Origin of the sequence: Anaerocolumna sedimenticola, from assembly GCF_009931695.1 — a bacterium.
Taxonomy (GTDB): Bacteria; Bacillota; Clostridia; order Lachnospirales; family Lachnospiraceae; genus Anaerocolumna; species Anaerocolumna sedimenticola.
This window is the reverse complement of sequence record NZ_CP048000.1, coordinates 897,724-915,037: the sequence shown is the minus strand read 5'-3', so window position 1 is coordinate 915,037 and position 17,314 is coordinate 897,724. Positions and strand designations below refer to the sequence as shown.

General features: G+C 36.3%; 14 protein-coding genes and 1 pseudogene. All 15 read left to right on the top strand.

Features of this window, described 5'->3' with window-relative positions; translation table 11 throughout:
* The first annotated feature begins 223 nt into the window (after positions 1 to 223).
* Positions 224 to 1,717, top strand: a complete 1,494-nt coding sequence (locus Ana3638_RS26010) for an ABC-2 transporter permease (protein ID WP_161836884.1) — start codon at positions 224 to 226, stop codon at positions 1,715 to 1,717.
* 206 nt (positions 1,718 to 1,923) lie between these two features.
* Positions 1,924 to 2,112 carry a hypothetical protein gene (locus tag Ana3638_RS04000; RefSeq protein ID WP_161836883.1) on the top strand — a complete coding sequence of 63 codons (189 nt, stop codon included), beginning with the start codon at positions 1,924 to 1,926 and terminating at the stop codon, positions 2,110 to 2,112.
* A gap of 212 nt (positions 2,113 to 2,324) precedes the next feature.
* Positions 2,325 to 3,821: a recombinase family protein gene (locus Ana3638_RS03995; protein WP_161836882.1), complete on the top strand. Its 1,497-nt coding sequence runs from the start codon at positions 2,325 to 2,327 to the stop codon at positions 3,819 to 3,821.
* A gap of 272 nt (positions 3,822 to 4,093) precedes the next feature.
* Complete coding sequence (locus Ana3638_RS03990) at positions 4,094 to 5,341, top strand: HD domain-containing phosphohydrolase (protein ID WP_161836881.1); 1,248 nt, start codon at positions 4,094 to 4,096, stop codon at positions 5,339 to 5,341.
* A gap of 71 nt (positions 5,342 to 5,412) precedes the next feature.
* A pseudogene (locus Ana3638_RS03985) lies at positions 5,413 to 5,580 on the top strand (sporulation transcriptional regulator SpoIIID); the annotation flags it as partial.
* Between the two features lie 380 nt (positions 5,581 to 5,960).
* Entirely contained in the window at positions 5,961 to 7,991 is a 2,031-nt protein-coding gene (locus tag Ana3638_RS03980; protein ID WP_161836880.1) for an NAD(P)/FAD-dependent oxidoreductase, read from the top strand.
* Complete coding sequence (locus Ana3638_RS03975) at positions 7,960 to 8,964, top strand: polyprenyl synthetase family protein (RefSeq protein WP_246240772.1); 1,005 nt, start codon at positions 7,960 to 7,962, stop codon at positions 8,962 to 8,964. The genes Ana3638_RS03980 and Ana3638_RS03975 overlap by 32 nt, the downstream gene beginning before the upstream one ends.
* 94 nt (positions 8,965 to 9,058) lie before the next feature.
* The gene (locus tag Ana3638_RS03970; RefSeq protein ID WP_161836879.1) at positions 9,059 to 10,021 is read left to right on the top strand and encodes a UbiA family prenyltransferase; all 963 of its coding nucleotides are present in this window, start codon (positions 9,059 to 9,061) and stop codon (positions 10,019 to 10,021) included.
* Between the two features lie 249 nt (positions 10,022 to 10,270).
* Complete coding sequence (locus Ana3638_RS03965) at positions 10,271 to 11,401, top strand: hypothetical protein (RefSeq protein WP_161836878.1); 1,131 nt, start codon at positions 10,271 to 10,273, stop codon at positions 11,399 to 11,401.
* A 226-nt stretch (positions 11,402 to 11,627) separates the two neighbouring features.
* Positions 11,628 to 12,701: an FAD:protein FMN transferase gene (locus tag Ana3638_RS03960; RefSeq protein WP_330587845.1), complete on the top strand. Its 1,074-nt coding sequence runs from the start codon at positions 11,628 to 11,630 to the stop codon at positions 12,699 to 12,701.
* Between the two features lie 253 nt (positions 12,702 to 12,954).
* The gene (rsxC, locus tag Ana3638_RS03955; RefSeq protein WP_161836877.1) at positions 12,955 to 14,274 is read left to right on the top strand and encodes an electron transport complex subunit RsxC; all 1,320 of its coding nucleotides are present in this window, start codon (positions 12,955 to 12,957) and stop codon (positions 14,272 to 14,274) included.
* 19 nt (positions 14,275 to 14,293) lie between these two features.
* Positions 14,294 to 15,298, top strand: coding sequence for an RnfABCDGE type electron transport complex subunit D (locus Ana3638_RS03950; RefSeq protein ID WP_161836876.1), 1,005 nt, complete (start codon positions 14,294 to 14,296; stop codon positions 15,296 to 15,298).
* Positions 15,291 to 15,932, top strand: a complete 642-nt coding sequence (locus Ana3638_RS03945) for an RnfABCDGE type electron transport complex subunit G (protein ID WP_161836875.1) — start codon at positions 15,291 to 15,293, stop codon at positions 15,930 to 15,932. Before Ana3638_RS03950 ends, Ana3638_RS03945 begins: the two co-directional genes overlap by 8 nt.
* A gap of 14 nt (positions 15,933 to 15,946) precedes the next feature.
* Positions 15,947 to 16,717 carry an electron transport complex subunit E gene (locus Ana3638_RS03940; RefSeq protein WP_330587843.1) on the top strand — a complete coding sequence of 257 codons (771 nt, stop codon included), beginning with the start codon at positions 15,947 to 15,949 and terminating at the stop codon, positions 16,715 to 16,717.
* 15 nt (positions 16,718 to 16,732) lie between these two features.
* Entirely contained in the window at positions 16,733 to 17,308 is a 576-nt protein-coding gene (rsxA, locus tag Ana3638_RS03935; RefSeq protein WP_161836874.1) for an electron transport complex subunit RsxA, read from the top strand.
* Positions 17,309 to 17,314: the final 6 nt, after the last annotated feature.

Here is a 17,314-nt window from a genome sequence, read left to right as displayed (position 1 = left end):
AATAAATAGTACCGTCACAGGTTTTGGGATGAGATGTAAGAGTGAAAATAAACTGCAATACCGTATATTCTTTATGTCCAATTGAGGCTTTCGTGGGCAGTCATGTCGCAAAAAGTGTGAAAGAAAATATCGTTAAGAAAGGTTGCCACCAGGTGATTCATTCGCCCCGTTTTCGTTGTGGCAGTACCGCAGGATAACCTGCGAGATAAGGTGGGTGTAAAATATGGAAAATGCAATCGTATTAGATGGTGTTACGAAACAATACAAAAACTTTAAATTAGATAAAATATCATTTTCAGTGCCAAGAGGAAGTATCATGGGTTTCATTGGGGAGAACGGAGCAGGTAAAACAACTACCTTAAAATTAATTTTAAATCTAATTCATAAAAATGAAGGTAATATTAAGGTTTTTGGTCTGGACCATATTCAGGATGAACGAAAAATAAAAGAACAGATTGGAGTCGTTTTTGACGAAAGCTATTTTCATGATAACCTGACCCTGGGACATATATCTAAGATAATGAGTAAGATATATTCCAATTGGGAGGAAAATACCTTTAAAAAATACGCAAACCGGTTAAAGCTGCCGGAAGATAAGATTATTAAAGAATTTTCCAGGGGAATGAAAATGAAGCTGTCAATCGCCGCAGCACTTTCCCATGGTGCTAAACTTCTCATATTAGATGAAGCTACCAGCGGACTGGATCCTATTGTCCGGGATGAGATACTGGATATTTTCCTGGATTTTATTCAGAATGAAGAACATACCATTCTCATTTCTTCCCATATAATCAGTGATTTAGAAAAAATTGCAGATTATATTACCTTTATCCATGAAGGCAAAATCGTATTCAGTAAAAGTAAAGATGACCTGATTTATAATTACGGAATTGTACGCTGCAGAAAAGAGGATTATGATAAGTTGGATAAAAGCCACATAGCAGGGGTGCGTAAAGGTCAGTTCGGGTATGAGGTTATGGTTGATAATAAAAAAGAACTGGAACGGTTTAGGAACGACTTAATTATTGACAGTACGTCTATTGAAGAAATCATTTTATTTAAAGTCAGGGGGAATAGGGTTATGGCAGGATTATTTATTAAAGATTTATATAATATAAGAAAATACGTAAAACAAATCGGTTTAACTGTAATACTTTTTGCTTTTTTTGCAATTAACTTAAAAAGCCCGTCTTATTTAGTGGGGATGATTGTTATGATGTCCTCCATGTTGGTTATAACTTCCATGTCTTATGATGAGACTGCAAAATGGGATAAATATGCCTTAACTATGCCGCTGGTAAGAAAAGATATCGTATTATCAAAATATGTATTTTTAATCTTCACGGTACTGTCCGGAACGATATTATCCGGAATAGCAGCTATTATCATGTCAGTTGCGATGAAAATCCAAAATCCCATGGAAAACCTTATAGCTAGCGGTATTATTGCTTTAATAGCAATTTTTATGTTTAGTTTTTTATTGCCTTTACTATTTAAATATGGAGTGGAAAAGGCACGAATCATGATGTTTGCAGTATTTGCAGTTCCTTTTTTAATGGTGGTGGGACTGATTAAATTATTGGATAATTTAAATATACCAAAACCCAGTATGGAACAGTTAAAAATGTTAGGATTTGCTTTCCCGGTTATTGTATTGATAGCTGTCTTTATATCCTATAACCTATCTGTTAAAATATTTAACAAAAAAGAATTTTAAAAGGGTTTTTGACACTCAAATCATTTTATATGCAACCGGTAATATAAGCTTTAATTTCAAATTGTACCTCAATCCTATATCAAAAACAGTGCCTGTTGAATCGGGCACTGTTTTTTTGCATGGACTGCCTTAAGATTTCATATTAAAACAAGCATATCTAAAATAATACAATCATAATATGTAAAAAATGCAAATTGGCAGAAAAAATGGAATTACAGAAACAATATCAACTTAATATTCGGAATGACCCGGAACATAAAAAAGAAAGACAAGCAAAAAGGAAGAAAAATAAAAACGCTGAATTACAGATAACTTTTCACAATCCAAACTCAGAATTGGATACGGCGGAATTTTTAGCCAGATTAATACTTCATACTTTGGAGGAACCGGAATGAGATACGAGAGAGGCAAAAAGCCTAATAAGTACCAGATAATTGCGAAACTATATAACTTACTTAATATACCATACAATTGATATAATTTCAGAGCTTCAGTTGCCTGATAGGCAAAATTCAGCACTGAAATTGCATCAATTGCATGGTATATTGATGCAATGCCGGCGTTTCGCAATTACCTGCCAATAAGTACCAAGGAAAGGAGACAATCAATGAAAGCGGTGGCTTATTGCAGAGTATCTACAAATAAGGATGAACAACTGGACAGTCTGGAGAGTCAGCAGAATTTCTTTGCCGAATATGCCGCGAGAAATGCATATGAATTAGTTAATATTTATGCGGATGAAGGGAAAAGCGGTACCAAAATAAAAAACCGCACCCAATTATTAAAACTGTTAGCCGATGCCGGTTTGGGAAAGTTTGAAATAGTCCTGATTAAGGATATATCCAGGCTGGCAAGAAATACGGTTGATTTTTTGACAAGTATAAGAAAATTGAAAGCCCTCAATATACGGGTCATATTTGTAAATTATGATCAGACTTCCTCGGACAGCTCTGAATTTATGTTAACGATGTTAAGCGCAATAGCCCAGGAGGAGAGTGCCAACACTTCAAAACGTGTCCGCTTTGGTAAAAAACAGAATGCCGAACATGGACGGGTGCCAAACTTAATCTATGGATATGATAAGATTCCCGGTGATTATTTTCATCTTAATATAAACCAGGAAGAAGCAGCCGTAGTAAGCCGGATATATGACCTATATACCAATAAAAACCTGGGGACAAACCGTATCGCTTCTATTTTAAACCAGGAGGGAATTCGTACAAAGAGAAACTGCTCCTGGACCCAAAACGCGGTGAACCGTATTCTGTCCAATGAAATTTATGTGGGGAAAGTAATAAACGGAAAACAGGAAATTGAAGACTTCTTAACCGGTAAGCGAAAAAGCAGGAATGAAAGTCAATGGATGATTATAGCGAATCCTGATTTGAGAATTATATCCGATGCCGTCTTTATAAAGGCAAAGCAGATCCGGAATAAACGTATGAACGCATTCCCCAAAGATACCGGTTCCAGTAGATATATATTAAGTCAGTTAGTGAAATGCAAATGCTGCGGATCAACTTTTCGCAGATTGGTGAGAACCTATAAAAATACATATGTAACCTGGGTATGCAATGGACGTAACAGCAATGGTACCAACTTCTGCAGTAATACAACTTCCATAGATGAAATAAAATTATTGGATTCCATAAAAAGCTACTTTATTACCATATTAAAAAATAATCCTGAAACCTGCCGGAATTTCTTAAAAGAATATAATAAGAAATTAAAAAGAAAAGAGAGGTTTTCGGATAAAGAAAAAGAAAATGCGGCAAGAATTAATAAACTTAACAGAGAAAAACAAAAATACATGGAGATGTACGCCAATGATATTTTGACCATGGAAGAGCTAAAAAATAAGATAAATTCCATTTATGAAAAAATAAAAGAGTGCCGGCAGACAGTGCAGGAAATTAGAAAGATTTATAACCCGCCTGCCTGTAATCTTGAATTGCCCTTATATCTTGAGGAGCTATTTAAGGATAGTAATGCTGCTTCCGTTTTATTACTTAGAAATTTATTGGATAGGATTGAGGTAGATATAAATGGGAATATTGATATATACCTGGGGGTATATTCGGATATGAAAGAAAAAGATCCATAAGTTTTAGCTTTAAAGCACTATCATATTTCTTAGGTGATAGTGTTTTAACTTTTTTTATGCATTTTTACTGATATAACTTGATTATAGAGTTAGAATAATGGTATAATTTGTCTAAAAAGCAAAAATATTACAGAATTGTATATAAGTTGTAGAAATTATTAAAGTTATACTGGTAATTTCCATAACGTAAACCGTGGGAGGGTTTGTTTCAATAGAAAATAGAACTTCATTTTCTCTATTGTCTGATAACAATTTTGTCGGGGGTTATAAGAATGTCATATAATATCAAGGAACTGATTGGTAATAATTTGTTGGAAGAATTAATACATGATTTTTATAAGTTTACTCATGTACCAATATCAATTGTTAACATAAACGGAGAAGTTATAGATAGCGCCGGCTGGATGTCTGCCTGTTCCAATATTGGGTGTAATTATCAGGAGTTTCAAAATTTATGTTTAAAGGAATACTGGAAAAACAACGATACCTGTTTACAAAGTGAAAGGGAAATCAGTTGTATTTGTGGTTTAAACATGTTTAGGATACCGGTATACATAATTGATTCCGTTATCGCTAATATATTTTTATGTGATATTAAAGAGGAAAAAACATATAATAATGTGTCAGAAGCAACGGAATCATCAGAGTATGGGAAATCCGGTGTTTTACAATTAAATAGTAAAGATTTTAATAAATTAATTGATTTTATAGAACGGAATATTCATTTAATAAGCGATTTCCTCTCCAGGCAGATGAAAGGGCATGAAATAGGTCATAAACTTCTGGATAATTATGCTGAGATGAAAATATCCTATGATAAACTGGTAGCAGTTAATAACGAGCTTAAGTTTAACCTGTGGGAATTACAGCAAAGAATTAATAAAGAAGAAAGCTTCAGAAAACTGAAAATTACACCGGTTGAAAAAAAGAATTTTATGAATACGGTTACAGCCCTGGGATTATTGGTAGAAAAAAGGGATACTTATACCGCAAGACATCAGCGAAGAGTTGCTTATTTAGCATGCCGGATCGCCACTAAAATTAAATTGGAAAGAGAACGTTTTGAAGGGTTATATGTAGCGGCAATGCTGCATGACATAGGCAAAATTGGAATACCGGCGGAGATTTTAGCAAAACCGGATAAATTAACCGATGCGGAATTTGAATTAATTAAAACACATGTGGCAATAGCTTATGAAATTTTAAGTAAAATAGGGTTTCCCTGGCCGGTTGCGGATATTGTTTTACAGCATCATGAAAAGGTAGACGGTACGGGTTATCCAAACGGACTTTTTGGAAAAGATATACTTTTGGAAGCAAAAATTATCTCGGTAGCTGATGTTGTAGAAGCAATCACAGCTCACAGGCCGTATAAACCTGCTTTAGGCATAACCTATGCCTTGGAAGAAATAAAGAAGTATTCCGGTACCTATTATGACCCTGAGATTGTTGACATCTGTATTCAGGTATGCACCGATATGAATTGGGATATCATATACCAGGATAAGCTGCATGGTTAAGCTTGAAAGCTTTAAAAAGCTTGTAAGAAAGAATTTCATGAATAATTTTAAAAATTACTTTCGTTTTCGTAACATCTATACATAAAGACGTTACGGAACGTCTTGGACAGATTAATCCATCCCTTGCCAACAGAGCCAGAGTCGTTTTGGACCTCAACAAATCTGAAAGGCATATAAGAGGAGGTTTAGCCACAAAAGAAAAATACCTTCATAAATCAAAATACAACCAGGTCTACTAAGCAATTTAAAAGTAATATGCAGCCTCTAAAGAAAATTGGAAAAATTATTATTAAATATAGGATAATAGAAAAAGGAACCGGTTTTTTAACCGATTCCTTTTAACGTTTCATAGAATTTTAAAACAAAACAAATCACTCATTCCATTATTATGCAGTGATGGAAAGGTATGTAAGTGATCTGGATATTTAACAGTTTTAGTAAATAAAGAGTATTAAATTATTAAATAATATGTTATAATGATATCATCAAAAAATGCGTAAAATTGTATTTGCTGATTTTGCAAAATTTGAGAATGCTTATTAAAATTTTAACAAATACAATTGACGGATTCAGATAAATTTGATACAATTCATCTGTAATTTTGGCGAAGGAGAAGAAGATGGAGAAAAAGATAGTAATTATCGGTGCAGGATATTCCGGTATCCTAACAGCTAAGAAATTAGCAAAAAAATTCAAGAAAAGCAGTAATGTAAGTATTACAATTATTGATAAGAATCCATTTCACACTATGCTGACAGAGCTTCATGAAGTTGCGGCCAGCCGTGTAGATGAGGACAGTATAAAAATCAGCCTGAAAAAAGTTTTTGCAGGCAGAAATGTTGATGTGAAACTCGATACGGTAACAAGTATTGATTATAACAGTAAAACTGTTCTTGGTGCAAATGCTTCTTACAAGTATGACATCCTAGTATTGGCTGCCGGATCCAAACCTACCTTTTATGGGGTACCTGGGGCTGAAGAATATACATTTAAGTTATGGTCCTATGAAGATGCAGTTATATTAAGAGATCATATTCATAATACATTCCGCAAAGCCGCATGTGAACCAAATACAGAAGAAAGAAGAAAGATGTTATCTTTCTATGTAGTCGGTGCAGGTTTTACCGGTGTTGAAATGATTGGAGAACTGGCGGAATATGTACCAATCCTGTGTGAAAAATATGGTATCAATAAAAATGATGTAACCATGTTTGATGTGGATGGGTTAAGCAGACCTATTCCGAATCTGCCGGAGAAGCTTTCTAATAAAGTTGCGAAACGTCTGGATAAAATGGGTGTTCAGCTGATTATGAATGCTACCGTAAGCAGTGTTGGAACTGACTATATTGAATTAAAACAGAATGATAAGATATTACACAATACGGCAGGTACCGTTATCTGGGCAGCAGGTATACAAAGTGCGGATGTTACTCAGAATTCCGGAAGTACTTTGGAATTAACCAGAGGCGGACGGGTTCAGGTAGATTCTTACCTGCGTTCAACCAAGGATGAAAGTGTGTACATTACCGGTGATAATATGTTCTATATTCCGGAAGGAGAAGAACGTCCGGTTCCTCAGATGGTTGAAAACTGCGAACAATGTGCAGATGTAGCAGCACATAATATAACATGTGCGATTACCGGACAAGGCAAGATGGAAGTTTATAAACCTGCTTTCCATGGAGTTATGGTTAGTATCGGGGGACGTTATGGCGTTGCCCATGTTGGTTTGCCGGGGCATTTCTTCAGCCTGCCGTCATTCCTTGCCATGTTTGCAAAACATTTTATAAATATCATTTATTTTATCCAGGTTCTTGGATGGAATAAAATATTCAGTTATGTAAAACATGAATTCTTTACAATCAGAAACTGCAGAAGTTTTGTCGGCGGTCATTTCTCCAACAGAACTCCAAGCTTTTTGCTAGTTCCTTTAAGAGTATGGCTGGGTGCAGTATGGGTATTTGAAGGTATTATGAAAATTGTAGAGGGCTGGTTTAATAAAGCTATGCTTACCGACTTTTTCGGTGGTGCTAACTCATGGTATAACAGTATTTTAGGTATCACAGCTACACCTGGCGGTACGGATGCCGTATCAAGCGCTACCACTGCAGCAGCTGAAAAAGCAGCACCCGCAGCGGATGCGGTAACAGCAGCAACAGGAGCAGCAGCCGATGCAGCAGGAGCAGTTGCCGATGCAGTTGGCAAGGTATTAGTTCATTGGGATATATTAGGTTTAGTTAAGGTTATATTTGTAACCGGTAAAGATTTAGCAAGTTCTACAATCAGTGATTATGCTTTTAAATTAGATATTCCGGTTATGAACTGGTTTGTTAATACGTTAATACTGCCGAATTCCGGTGTACAGATTGTTATGCAGGTATTCATCGTACTTTCCGAAATTTTAATCGGCCTTGCATTAATGGGAGGATTATTTACGGCTCCTGCCGCAGCATTCTCACTTATACTTAACTTTATGTTTGTAACGACAACCGGATTATATTTAAATACATTCTGGATGATATTTGCTGGTATAGCTGTATTAATCGGAGGCGGAAGATCCTTGGGACTTGATTATTATGCAATGCCTGGACTTAAGAAATTATGGAAGAGAATACCACTTGTTAGAAAGTTGTACATTTATAATGATTAATGATAAAACAAAAGTGAATGACAATATTCAGTTGATAAAATTTGATGATGCACTCGAGATGGTGAAAAAGGAATCGGATACGGTTTTAGCTAAGTCACCGCTTATAATCAGGGGATATACCAAACATTTAATGGCATCGAGAGGCAAGTACATCCGTGCAATGTCTGTAATTATTTGTGCAGAGGATAAAAACGGGCTGATTCATCCTAATGCCGTTAAAATTGCAGCTGCAATAGAAATATTGCATCTTGCTACCCTGGTACACGATGATGTCATTGATAATGCGGATCTACGGAGAGGTGATGTAACTCTTCAGAAAAAATACGGAAAAAGAACCGCAGTTATATGCGGAGACTACCTCTTATGTACGGCACTGAATTTGGCTGGTTCCATATCCGATAAACAGGACTACCTGGATTTAGACATGCCTGATTATATGGGAAAAGTATGTCTGGGTGAATTAAATCAGCATATAAACAATTCCAATTTAAATTTATCTGTCTATCAATATTTAAAAATTATATCCGGTAAAACTGCTGCTTTATTTGAAGCATCCTTTCATGCAGGCGCAATCTTTTCGGACTGTGACAAGTCAGAATGCAGAAAGTACAAACAATTAGGATATCTTGTTGGTATGATTTTTCAATTAACGGATGATTGTATCGACTTTGAAGATACGACCGAATCAGCAAAAAAGCCGGTGCAATCTGATTATGAACAGGGTGTAATTACACTTCCGCTTATACAGGCTTTAAAAAACATAAAGGGGTTCAGTGAAAAGGCAGCAAGTTCAGGCATATCAAGAGCTGAAATTAATGAGGCAGTTTCAAAAGCCGGGGGATTGAACTTTACTCATATGGTAGTAAAAAAATATTACAATAAGGCTCTGAAAATCATAAATGACATAGAGGTTTCGGATAATAAGAAAGAGAAACTTATGACCTTATTAAATAAAGCATCCAGAGTAAATTGATTTTAAAGGCTACTAAAACGATAGACATTGTATTAATTGTAGGATATATAGCGAATATAATGACCTGACTGACAAAAAGATATGAGGAAGATTCATGATTAAAAAGTTCTTACACTACGTTGAGATCAGAACGAAAATCACCAGTACGTTTACATTTGTAATGGCAATTGCTTTTCTTAAGTATCAGGGACAGGAAATAAACTGGAATCTTACGTTACTGTTTTTCACTGCAATGTTTTTATTTGATTTAACAACGACCGCTATAAATAATTATATTGACTCAAAGGGTAATGAGCAAATATTGCTGCGTAATGAACAAATATTGCTGCGTAATAAGCAAATATTACCGGGGAATAAGCAAATATTACCCTTTGAACGGAAAACAGCCCTGATTATAATATATATATTATTGGGTTCAAGTATTATACTTGGATTAACATTGGCTTATTTTACGGATATTGTAATTTTAATAACCGGTGGGATCTGTTTTTTATGCGGTATTTTCTATACGTATGGTCCGGTGCCAATATCCAGACAGCCTTTGGGTGAAGTTATGTCCGGAGCGTTTTACGGAATATTAATTCCTTTTATTATATTCTATATAAATACACCAAAAGGTACTTATATCACACTTAATTTAAATTTAAGTACAATTTCTTTCACATTACAGGTAGTACCAATTTTAACTCTTTTGCTATTTGCTGTTATACCTTTTTGCACGACTGCAAATATTATGCTGGCAAATAATATCTGTGATCTGGAAAAAGATATTACCGTAAGAAGACATACTTTGCCTTATTACATCGGTAAAAAAGCACTTACGCTGTTTGCCTTGCTTTATTATGGGACGTATGCCGCAGTCGTTATCATGGTAATATTTAAAATACTTTCCCCTGTCTGTCTGTTATCCTTACTAACTTTGTTTGCAGTACAGAGGAATATAAATAAATTTTTTAATAAACAGGAAAAATCTACAACATTTATATTAGCAATCAAAAATTTCATTATAATTATGGGAAGCAATGCGTTGCTGATTCTAATCAGTATTTTTATTTAACAGGAAAGTTCTGCGATTTTCTCTTTTAAATAACACTTAGGGCGGGATGTGCACTTCGCGGAAAGGAAATATAATTGCAAGCTATCCGCCCGGGCGCGAAAGTGTCAGCTTGCTGACGCTTTGTTACCGCTTAATTTGTAGGTTTTTTATCAATGTGTTGTATTTTAACAATTCTGGTTTATTCTTCCGGTTTTTATATCAATAAAAATTGGATTGAAATAAAAAAAATTATTTAGGAGGAAATATGATATGAAGAAATTATCAGCTTTATTACTTAGCTTAATTCTAGTAGTTACAATGATTACTGGATGCGGCGGAAAATCATCCGAAACTAGTGGTGATGCAACAACACCTACTGTAGAACCAACAACTGCAGCAGAAACAACAGAAGAAACAGCAACAGCAGAAGAAGCAGCTGCAACAACAGAAGAAACAGCAAGCACTGGCACACCGGTTAAAACAGGTCTTGCAGTAATCAATGATATCAGTTCATCAACATCTGCGACTGCCGATGCTGATGGTGTAAACCAGACAAATTCCGTAGTAGTAGCGGTAACAGTTGGCCAGGATGGTAAAATCTTAGATTGCAAACTTGATATGGCTCAGACAAAAATTAATTTCTCCAAAGAGGGTAAATTAACAACACCGATTGAATCTACATTTAAGTCAAAACAGGAACTTGGTACTGATTATGGTATGAAAGGTTCTTCCGGTATCGGCAAAGAATGGAATGAACAAGCTAATGCTTTTGCTGATTATGTAACAGGAAAAACAGTTGATGAAGTAAAAGGAATTGCATTAAATGAAGAAGGTGTTGCAACAGATGCAGATTTAGCTTCTTCCGTAACAGTACATATTGGCGATTTCATTGCCGCTGTGGAAAAAGCAGTTGCTAATGCACAGGATTTAGGTGCTACAGATGCTGATAAACTTGGCCTTGGTGTTTCAACTAACATGGAAAACTCCAAAGACGCTGCAGCTGACGCTGATGGTGTAGCTCAGGCTTATTCTTATTACATCGTAACTACTTCAGATGCTGCCGGAAAGATCACAAGCTGTCTTATTGATGCTTCCCAGGGTATCGTAAACTTCGATGCAACCGGTAAAATCACTAACGATATCACAGTTGCTCCTCAGACAAAAGATGAGTTAAAAGAAGCTTACGGTATGAAGAAAGCATCCGGACTTGGAAAAGAATGGTATGAAGAAGCAAATACTTTTGCTCAGTATGCTGTTGGTAAGACAGTTGATGAATTAAAAGGAATTTCCGTTAATGAAGAAGGTGCTCCTACAACTGCTGACTTAACAAGTTCTGTAACAATTGATATCAAAAACTTCGTAACATCAATTGAAAAAGCAGTTGCAAATTCAGCACAATAATATAATGTAAATTATTGTATTATTACAAAATTCAGTGTAATAATTACATCAGGGCTGTTGCAAAATTTTTTAAATTTTATTGCTTGCGGAAGAATATGTGTTGTATTTCGCATAAAAATTACAACATGAAACTTCTTTCAGCTTCATTAAATTTAAGATTTTGCAGCAGCCCAATTTTCTTGACAGGCAGCGGCCGCTGCCTTATTTACTAAATGAGGTGATTAAATTGAACAAAAAATTAGTAGCATGTTTATTAATCATTGTTTTTATCTTTAATTTAACAGGCTGTACAAAATTATCATATTCCGCAAAATTAAAGCGTTACGATGCAAGCTTTCTGGAGTTGTTTGATACGGTAACAACAATTACGGGTTATGCAAAGGATAAAGAAGAATTTACGAATTATGCTCAGATGATTTATGATAATTTAAAAGAATATCATCAGCTTTATGATATATATAACGATTATGACGGTATTAATAATATTAAAACAATCAATGATAATGCAGGTAAAAAACCGGTTAAAGTTGATCAGAAAATAATAGATTTATTAAAATTTGCAAAAGAAGCCTACAAACTTACTAACGGTCAGATGAATGTTGCATTCGGCGCTGTACTTAGTGTTTGGCATGATTACCGCACCAGGGGTGTGGATGATCCTGTGAATGCCAAATTGCCTCCTATGGATTTACTTAAAGAAAAAGCAAAACATACGGATATAAATAAAGTTGTTATTAACGAAAAGGATTCAACCGTGTATCTGGAGGACCCGGAAATGAGCCTGGATGTCGGGGCGGTAGGTAAAGGGTTCGCAACGGAAAAGGTTGCTGCCATAGCATATAAAAATGGTTTTAAAAGCGGCTCCATAAGTGTCGGCGGTAATGTACGTACCTTAGATCCCAAAGCAGATACTGGTGAAGCCTGGAGTATTGGTATTCAAAATCCTGACTTGGAAAGCAAAGATAAATATTTATATATATTAGACTTAAAGAATATGTCACTGGTGACCAGCGGTGTTTACGAAAGATATTATACGGTAGATGGAAAACAGTATCATCATATTATTGACCCGGATACCTTAATGCCGGCAAACGATTACTTATCTGTTTCTATAGTGACAAAAGATTCCGGAATGGCGGATGCTCTGGCTAAAGTTATAAATATGCCGTTTGAGGAAGGACGAAAATTAATTGAAAGTATTCCGGATACGGAAGCCCTGTGGGTGTTTAAAAATGGCGATATAAAATATAGTACGAATTTTGAATCTTATGTAAAAAAATCCTATGTAAGTAATAAATAGCAAATTATAGAAGCCGGTTTCCAAGTGAATTTGTGGAAATCGGCTTTTTGAATATTCATTGAAGTTCAATGCCCGATACGAACATATATTCCATTAGGTACCAAAGTATTCCCAAAAAACTGTTTAATTATGCGATAGTCTATAAAAAAAGCTATAAAAATATATCATTTTATGTTAGTATTAATATACGTGACTGTAATTATTCTAAACACTTATACATTTTTAATATCAAAAAAGAAAGAAGGAATTCGAAATGGGAGCAGCGACATTTAAAGGCGGCATTCATCCCTATGAAGGCAAGGAATTATCAAAAGATAAACCAACTACGGTACTGATGCCTAAAGGTGAGATGGTATACCCATTGGCTCAGCACATTGGTAAACCGGCAATGCCGCTTGTATCTAAGGGTGATTATGTTTTAATGGGACAAAAGATTGGAGAAGCAGACGGTCCTGTTTCAGCCAATGTGATCAGTTCCGTATCCGGTACAGTCAAAGGAATAGAACCGAGATTAACAGTTTCCGGAACTATGGCATCGGCTATTATTATTGAAAATGATAATAATTATAAGGCAATAGAGGGCTTAGGTGAAAAGAGAGATTATACCAAATTGAATCAAACTGAAATCAGAGACCTTATTAAGGAAGCAGGTCTTGTTGGTCTTGGCGGTGCGGCTTTCCCCACCCATATTAAGTTAACACCAAAAGATGATAACAAGATTGATTATGTCATTGTTAATGCAGCTGAGTGTGAACCCTACCTTACATCCGATTACAGAATGTTAATGGAAGAGCCTGAGAAAATAGTAGAAGGTCTTAAAATTGAACTTTGTCTGTTCCCTAATGCAAAAGGGATTATCGCCATAGAAGATAATAAACCGGATGCTATTGAAAAGATGCAGGAACTTATAAAAGGAGAATCCAGAATCGAGGTAAAACCTCTTAAGACCAAATACCCTCAGGGTGGAGAACGTTTTTTAATATTTGCAGCTACCGGCCGTAAAATAAATTCTTCTCTATTGCCGCTGCATGCCGGATGCATTGTAAACAACGTTGATACTATCATATCAATATATATGGCAGTTGCAGAATCAACACCTTTAATGAGAAGGATTGTTACGGTTACAGGAGACGCCATAAAAGATCCAAGGAATTTTAATGTGAAGATAGGTACGAATTATAGAGAATTAATTGAAGCTGCGGGAGGATTTAATAAAGAACCGGAAAAGGTTATTTCCGGCGGGCCAATGATGGGTCAGGCATTATATTCCCTAGACATTCCGGTTACAAAAACCTCCTCTGCTCTGCTTGCATATGCCAAAGACAGGGCATCGAGAATGCAGTCTTCTGCCTGTATTCGTTGCGGCAGATGTGCCGCGGCCTGTCCCAGCCGTATTGTACCTCAGAAATTATATGAATTTTCACAGCGGTTCGATAGTGAGAACTTTATTAAATTTAACGGAATGGAATGCTGTGACTGTGGCAGCTGTACCTTTGTATGCCCTGCAAAATTAAACTTAAACCAGTCTTTTAAAGAGATGAGAGCAAACATTCTTAGCAGCAGAAAAAAGTAGAAAGAAAGAGGTGCCGATTTTGAGCAATTTGTATAATGTATCCGCTTCTCCCCATACAAGAAGCAGGGTAACCACAACATCAATTATGCAGGATGTGGCGATTGCGCTGATTCCTGCCAGTATCTTTGGAATTTTTAACTTTGGAATCAATGCTTTATTGATTATCTTAACGTCTATTGTAACCAGTGTTTTAACGGAATATGTATACGAAAAAGCTATGAAAAAACCTCTGACAACGGGTGATTACAGCGCTGTTGTTACAGGTTTATTATTAGCTCTTAATCTGTCGGCTTCCGTGCCTTTATGGATCCCGGTAGTAGGCAGTATATTTGCTATTCTTGTTGTAAAAATGCTGTACGGCGGTATTGGACAGAACTTTATGAATCCGGCGCTGGCTGCAAGATGCTTTTTATTAATCAGTTTTGCGGGCAGAATGAATAATTTTCAAATATCCGCAATTACAAATAACGATTCCGCACCAAATTTCTTGCAGTATTTAAATAAAGGAGTAATTGCCATAGATGGTGTATCCGGTGCAACCCCGCTTGCAGCCATACGTGCGGGGGAATCCGTTGATCTGATGAATCTTTTTATCGGCAGAACAGCCGGAACCATTGGAGAAACCAGTGTAGCCGCAATCTTAATAGGTGCTGCTTATTTACTTTTAAAGAAAGTCATAACCTGGAGAATTCCGGTGATGTATCTGGCTTCTTTTTCCGTATTCCTTATGTTATTCGGCGGAAAAGGACTAGACCCGAATTTCTTAATTGGCCATCTGTTCGGAGGCGGTCTTATGTTAGGCGCTTTCTTTATGGCTACGGATTACTCTACCAGTCCTATAACTGCAAAGGGGCATATAGTTTACGGTATTATCCTGGGTATTATGACCGGATTATTCCGCTTATTCGGGGCATCTCCGGAAGGAGTATCCTTTGCAATTATATTCTGTAATTTATTAGTTCCTCTGGTTGAGAAAGTCACTCTGCCAAACATGTTTGGAAAGGAGGCCAAAGCAAATGAGTAAGGAAAAAAATTCAGGTAAAAAAGGCACAATATTTAAGGATGCCTTAATACTATTTGCCATCACATTAATTGCAGGTTTTGCTTTGGGCTTTGTACATGAAATTACACTCCCTGCAATAGAGGCCCAGAATCTGCAGGCTAAGATGGAGGCTTACCGTACGGTATTTCCGGGTGCTTCCGAGTTTAAAGAGGAGGAAGCACTGACTCTTAAAATCGGGGAAGCTGCAAAAGTATTAGAGTCAAAGGGTTATACCAATATAACCATAGATGAAGCATTAATTGCAACGGATGAAGCCGGTAACAAACTGGGTTATGTTATAGTAGTTACCACCCAGGAGGGTTACGGCGGTGCTATTTCCTTATCCTTAGGTTATGCTATGGATGGTACAGTCAAAGGAATGGAAATACTTTCCATGAATGAAACGGCAGGTCTTGGTGCGAAAGCCGCAGCAAAAGAATTTAAAAGCCAGTTTGCAGACAAAAAAGTTACGGAATTTGCTTATACCAAAACCGGTGCGAAAAATGAAAATGAAATCGATGCTTTAAGCGGTGCCACAATTACCACAAGGGCAGTGACAAACGCAGTAAATTCAGGATTATGCTTCATTACGGATTTGGTGGAAGCAGGAAATTAACAGGAGGGGATAGGATGAGTCAGAATAACGAAAACAGTAACAAAATGCAAAAAGAAGAAAAGAAAAATTACTTGGAACCTTTTATGAACGGACTTATAAAAGAGAATCCTACCTTTATCTTAATGCTTGGTTTATGCCCTACTTTAGCCGTTACAACCTCTGCAAGCAATGCAATCGGAATGGGATTATCTTCTACTGCGGTATTGGTAGCATCTAACTTATTAATATCCTTATTAAGAAATATAATTCCGGATAAAGTAAGAATGCCCTCCTATATTGTAATTGTTGCATCTTTTGTAACCATTGTTCAGTTCCTATTACAGGGGTATGTCCCTGCCATATATGATTCCCTGGGTATCTACATTCCGCTTATCGTTGTAAACTGTATTATCCTCGGCAGAGCGGAAGCTTATGCAAATAAACACTCTGTGGGACTTTCCGTTATGGACGGTTTGGGAATGGGATTTGGATTTACGATAGGTTTGCTATTTATCGGATTATTCAGAGAATTACTTGGTAACGGTACGGCTTTTAATATTCAGGTTATGCCTAAGTCTTATGAACCCGCTATTATCTTTATATTAGCACCGGGAGCTTTCTTTGTATTGGCCGTATTAACCGCACTTCAGAATAAGTTTAAATTAAAATCAGCTACCAATGGTTCCGCACCGGAATCAAATCTTGCCTGCGGCGGCAACTGCCAGGCTTGCGGCGGGATTTCCTGTATGGTAAACCGAGAGAAGCTAGAGTTCGATAAAATAAATGAAAAAGCAGATAAAGAATAAGGAGGAAGGATTTAGATGGGAGAATTATTACTGGTCTTTATAGGATCCGCATTAGTCAGCAATGTCGTACTAAGTCAGTTCCTTGGCTTATGTTCCTTTGTCGGCGTATCTAAAAAAATAAAAACAGCTGCCGGAATGGGTTTTGCAGTTGTATTTGTAATTACCATTGCATCACTTTGCGCCAGCTTAATCTATAAATTAATATTAGTACCCAGTGGGCTGGAATATTTACAGACAATAGTATTTATTTTGGTTATTGCAGCTTTAGTGCAGTTTGTAGAAATGGTTATTAAAAAATACAGTCCTACTCTATACAACGCACTCGGTGTATATCTTGCCTTAATTACCACCAACTGTGCCGTATTAGGTGTAGCACTCATTAATGTTAAAAAAGATTATGGCATAATTACCAGTATTGTAAATGGTGTGGGAACAGCGGTTGGATACCTGATAGCCATTATCCTTTTGGCAGGTATAAGGGAAAGAATTGAACACAACGACATCACGAAATCATTTCAGGGAATGCCCATCGTTCTGATTACCTCAGGACTTATGGCTATTGCATTCTTTGGTTTCTCCGGTTTATTATAGGAGGTG

Bases quoted from the DNA above. Each gene is read 5' to 3' on its own strand.
- Ana3638_RS26010 (WP_161836884.1), top strand. From the start codon at position 224: ATGGAAAATGCAATCGTATTAGATGGTGTTACGAAACAATACAAAAAC.
- Ana3638_RS04000 (WP_161836883.1), top strand. From the start codon at position 1,924: ATGGAATTACAGAAACAATATCAACTTAATATTCGGAATGACCCGGAA.
- Ana3638_RS03995 (WP_161836882.1), top strand. From the start codon at position 2,325: ATGAAAGCGGTGGCTTATTGCAGAGTATCTACAAATAAGGATGAACAA.
- Ana3638_RS03990 (WP_161836881.1), top strand. From the start codon at position 4,094: ATGTCATATAATATCAAGGAACTGATTGGTAATAATTTGTTGGAAGAA.
- Ana3638_RS03980 (WP_161836880.1), top strand. From the start codon at position 5,961: ATGGAGAAAAAGATAGTAATTATCGGTGCAGGATATTCCGGTATCCTA.
- Ana3638_RS03970 (WP_161836879.1), top strand. From the start codon at position 9,059: ATGATTAAAAAGTTCTTACACTACGTTGAGATCAGAACGAAAATCACC.
- Ana3638_RS03965 (WP_161836878.1), top strand. From the start codon at position 10,271: ATGAAGAAATTATCAGCTTTATTACTTAGCTTAATTCTAGTAGTTACA.
- rsxC (WP_161836877.1), top strand. From the start codon at position 12,955: ATGGGAGCAGCGACATTTAAAGGCGGCATTCATCCCTATGAAGGCAAG.
- Ana3638_RS03945 (WP_161836875.1), top strand. From the start codon at position 15,291: ATGAGTAAGGAAAAAAATTCAGGTAAAAAAGGCACAATATTTAAGGAT.
- Ana3638_RS03940 (WP_330587843.1), top strand. From the start codon at position 15,947: ATGAGTCAGAATAACGAAAACAGTAACAAAATGCAAAAAGAAGAAAAG.
- rsxA (WP_161836874.1), top strand. From the start codon at position 16,733: ATGGGAGAATTATTACTGGTCTTTATAGGATCCGCATTAGTCAGCAAT.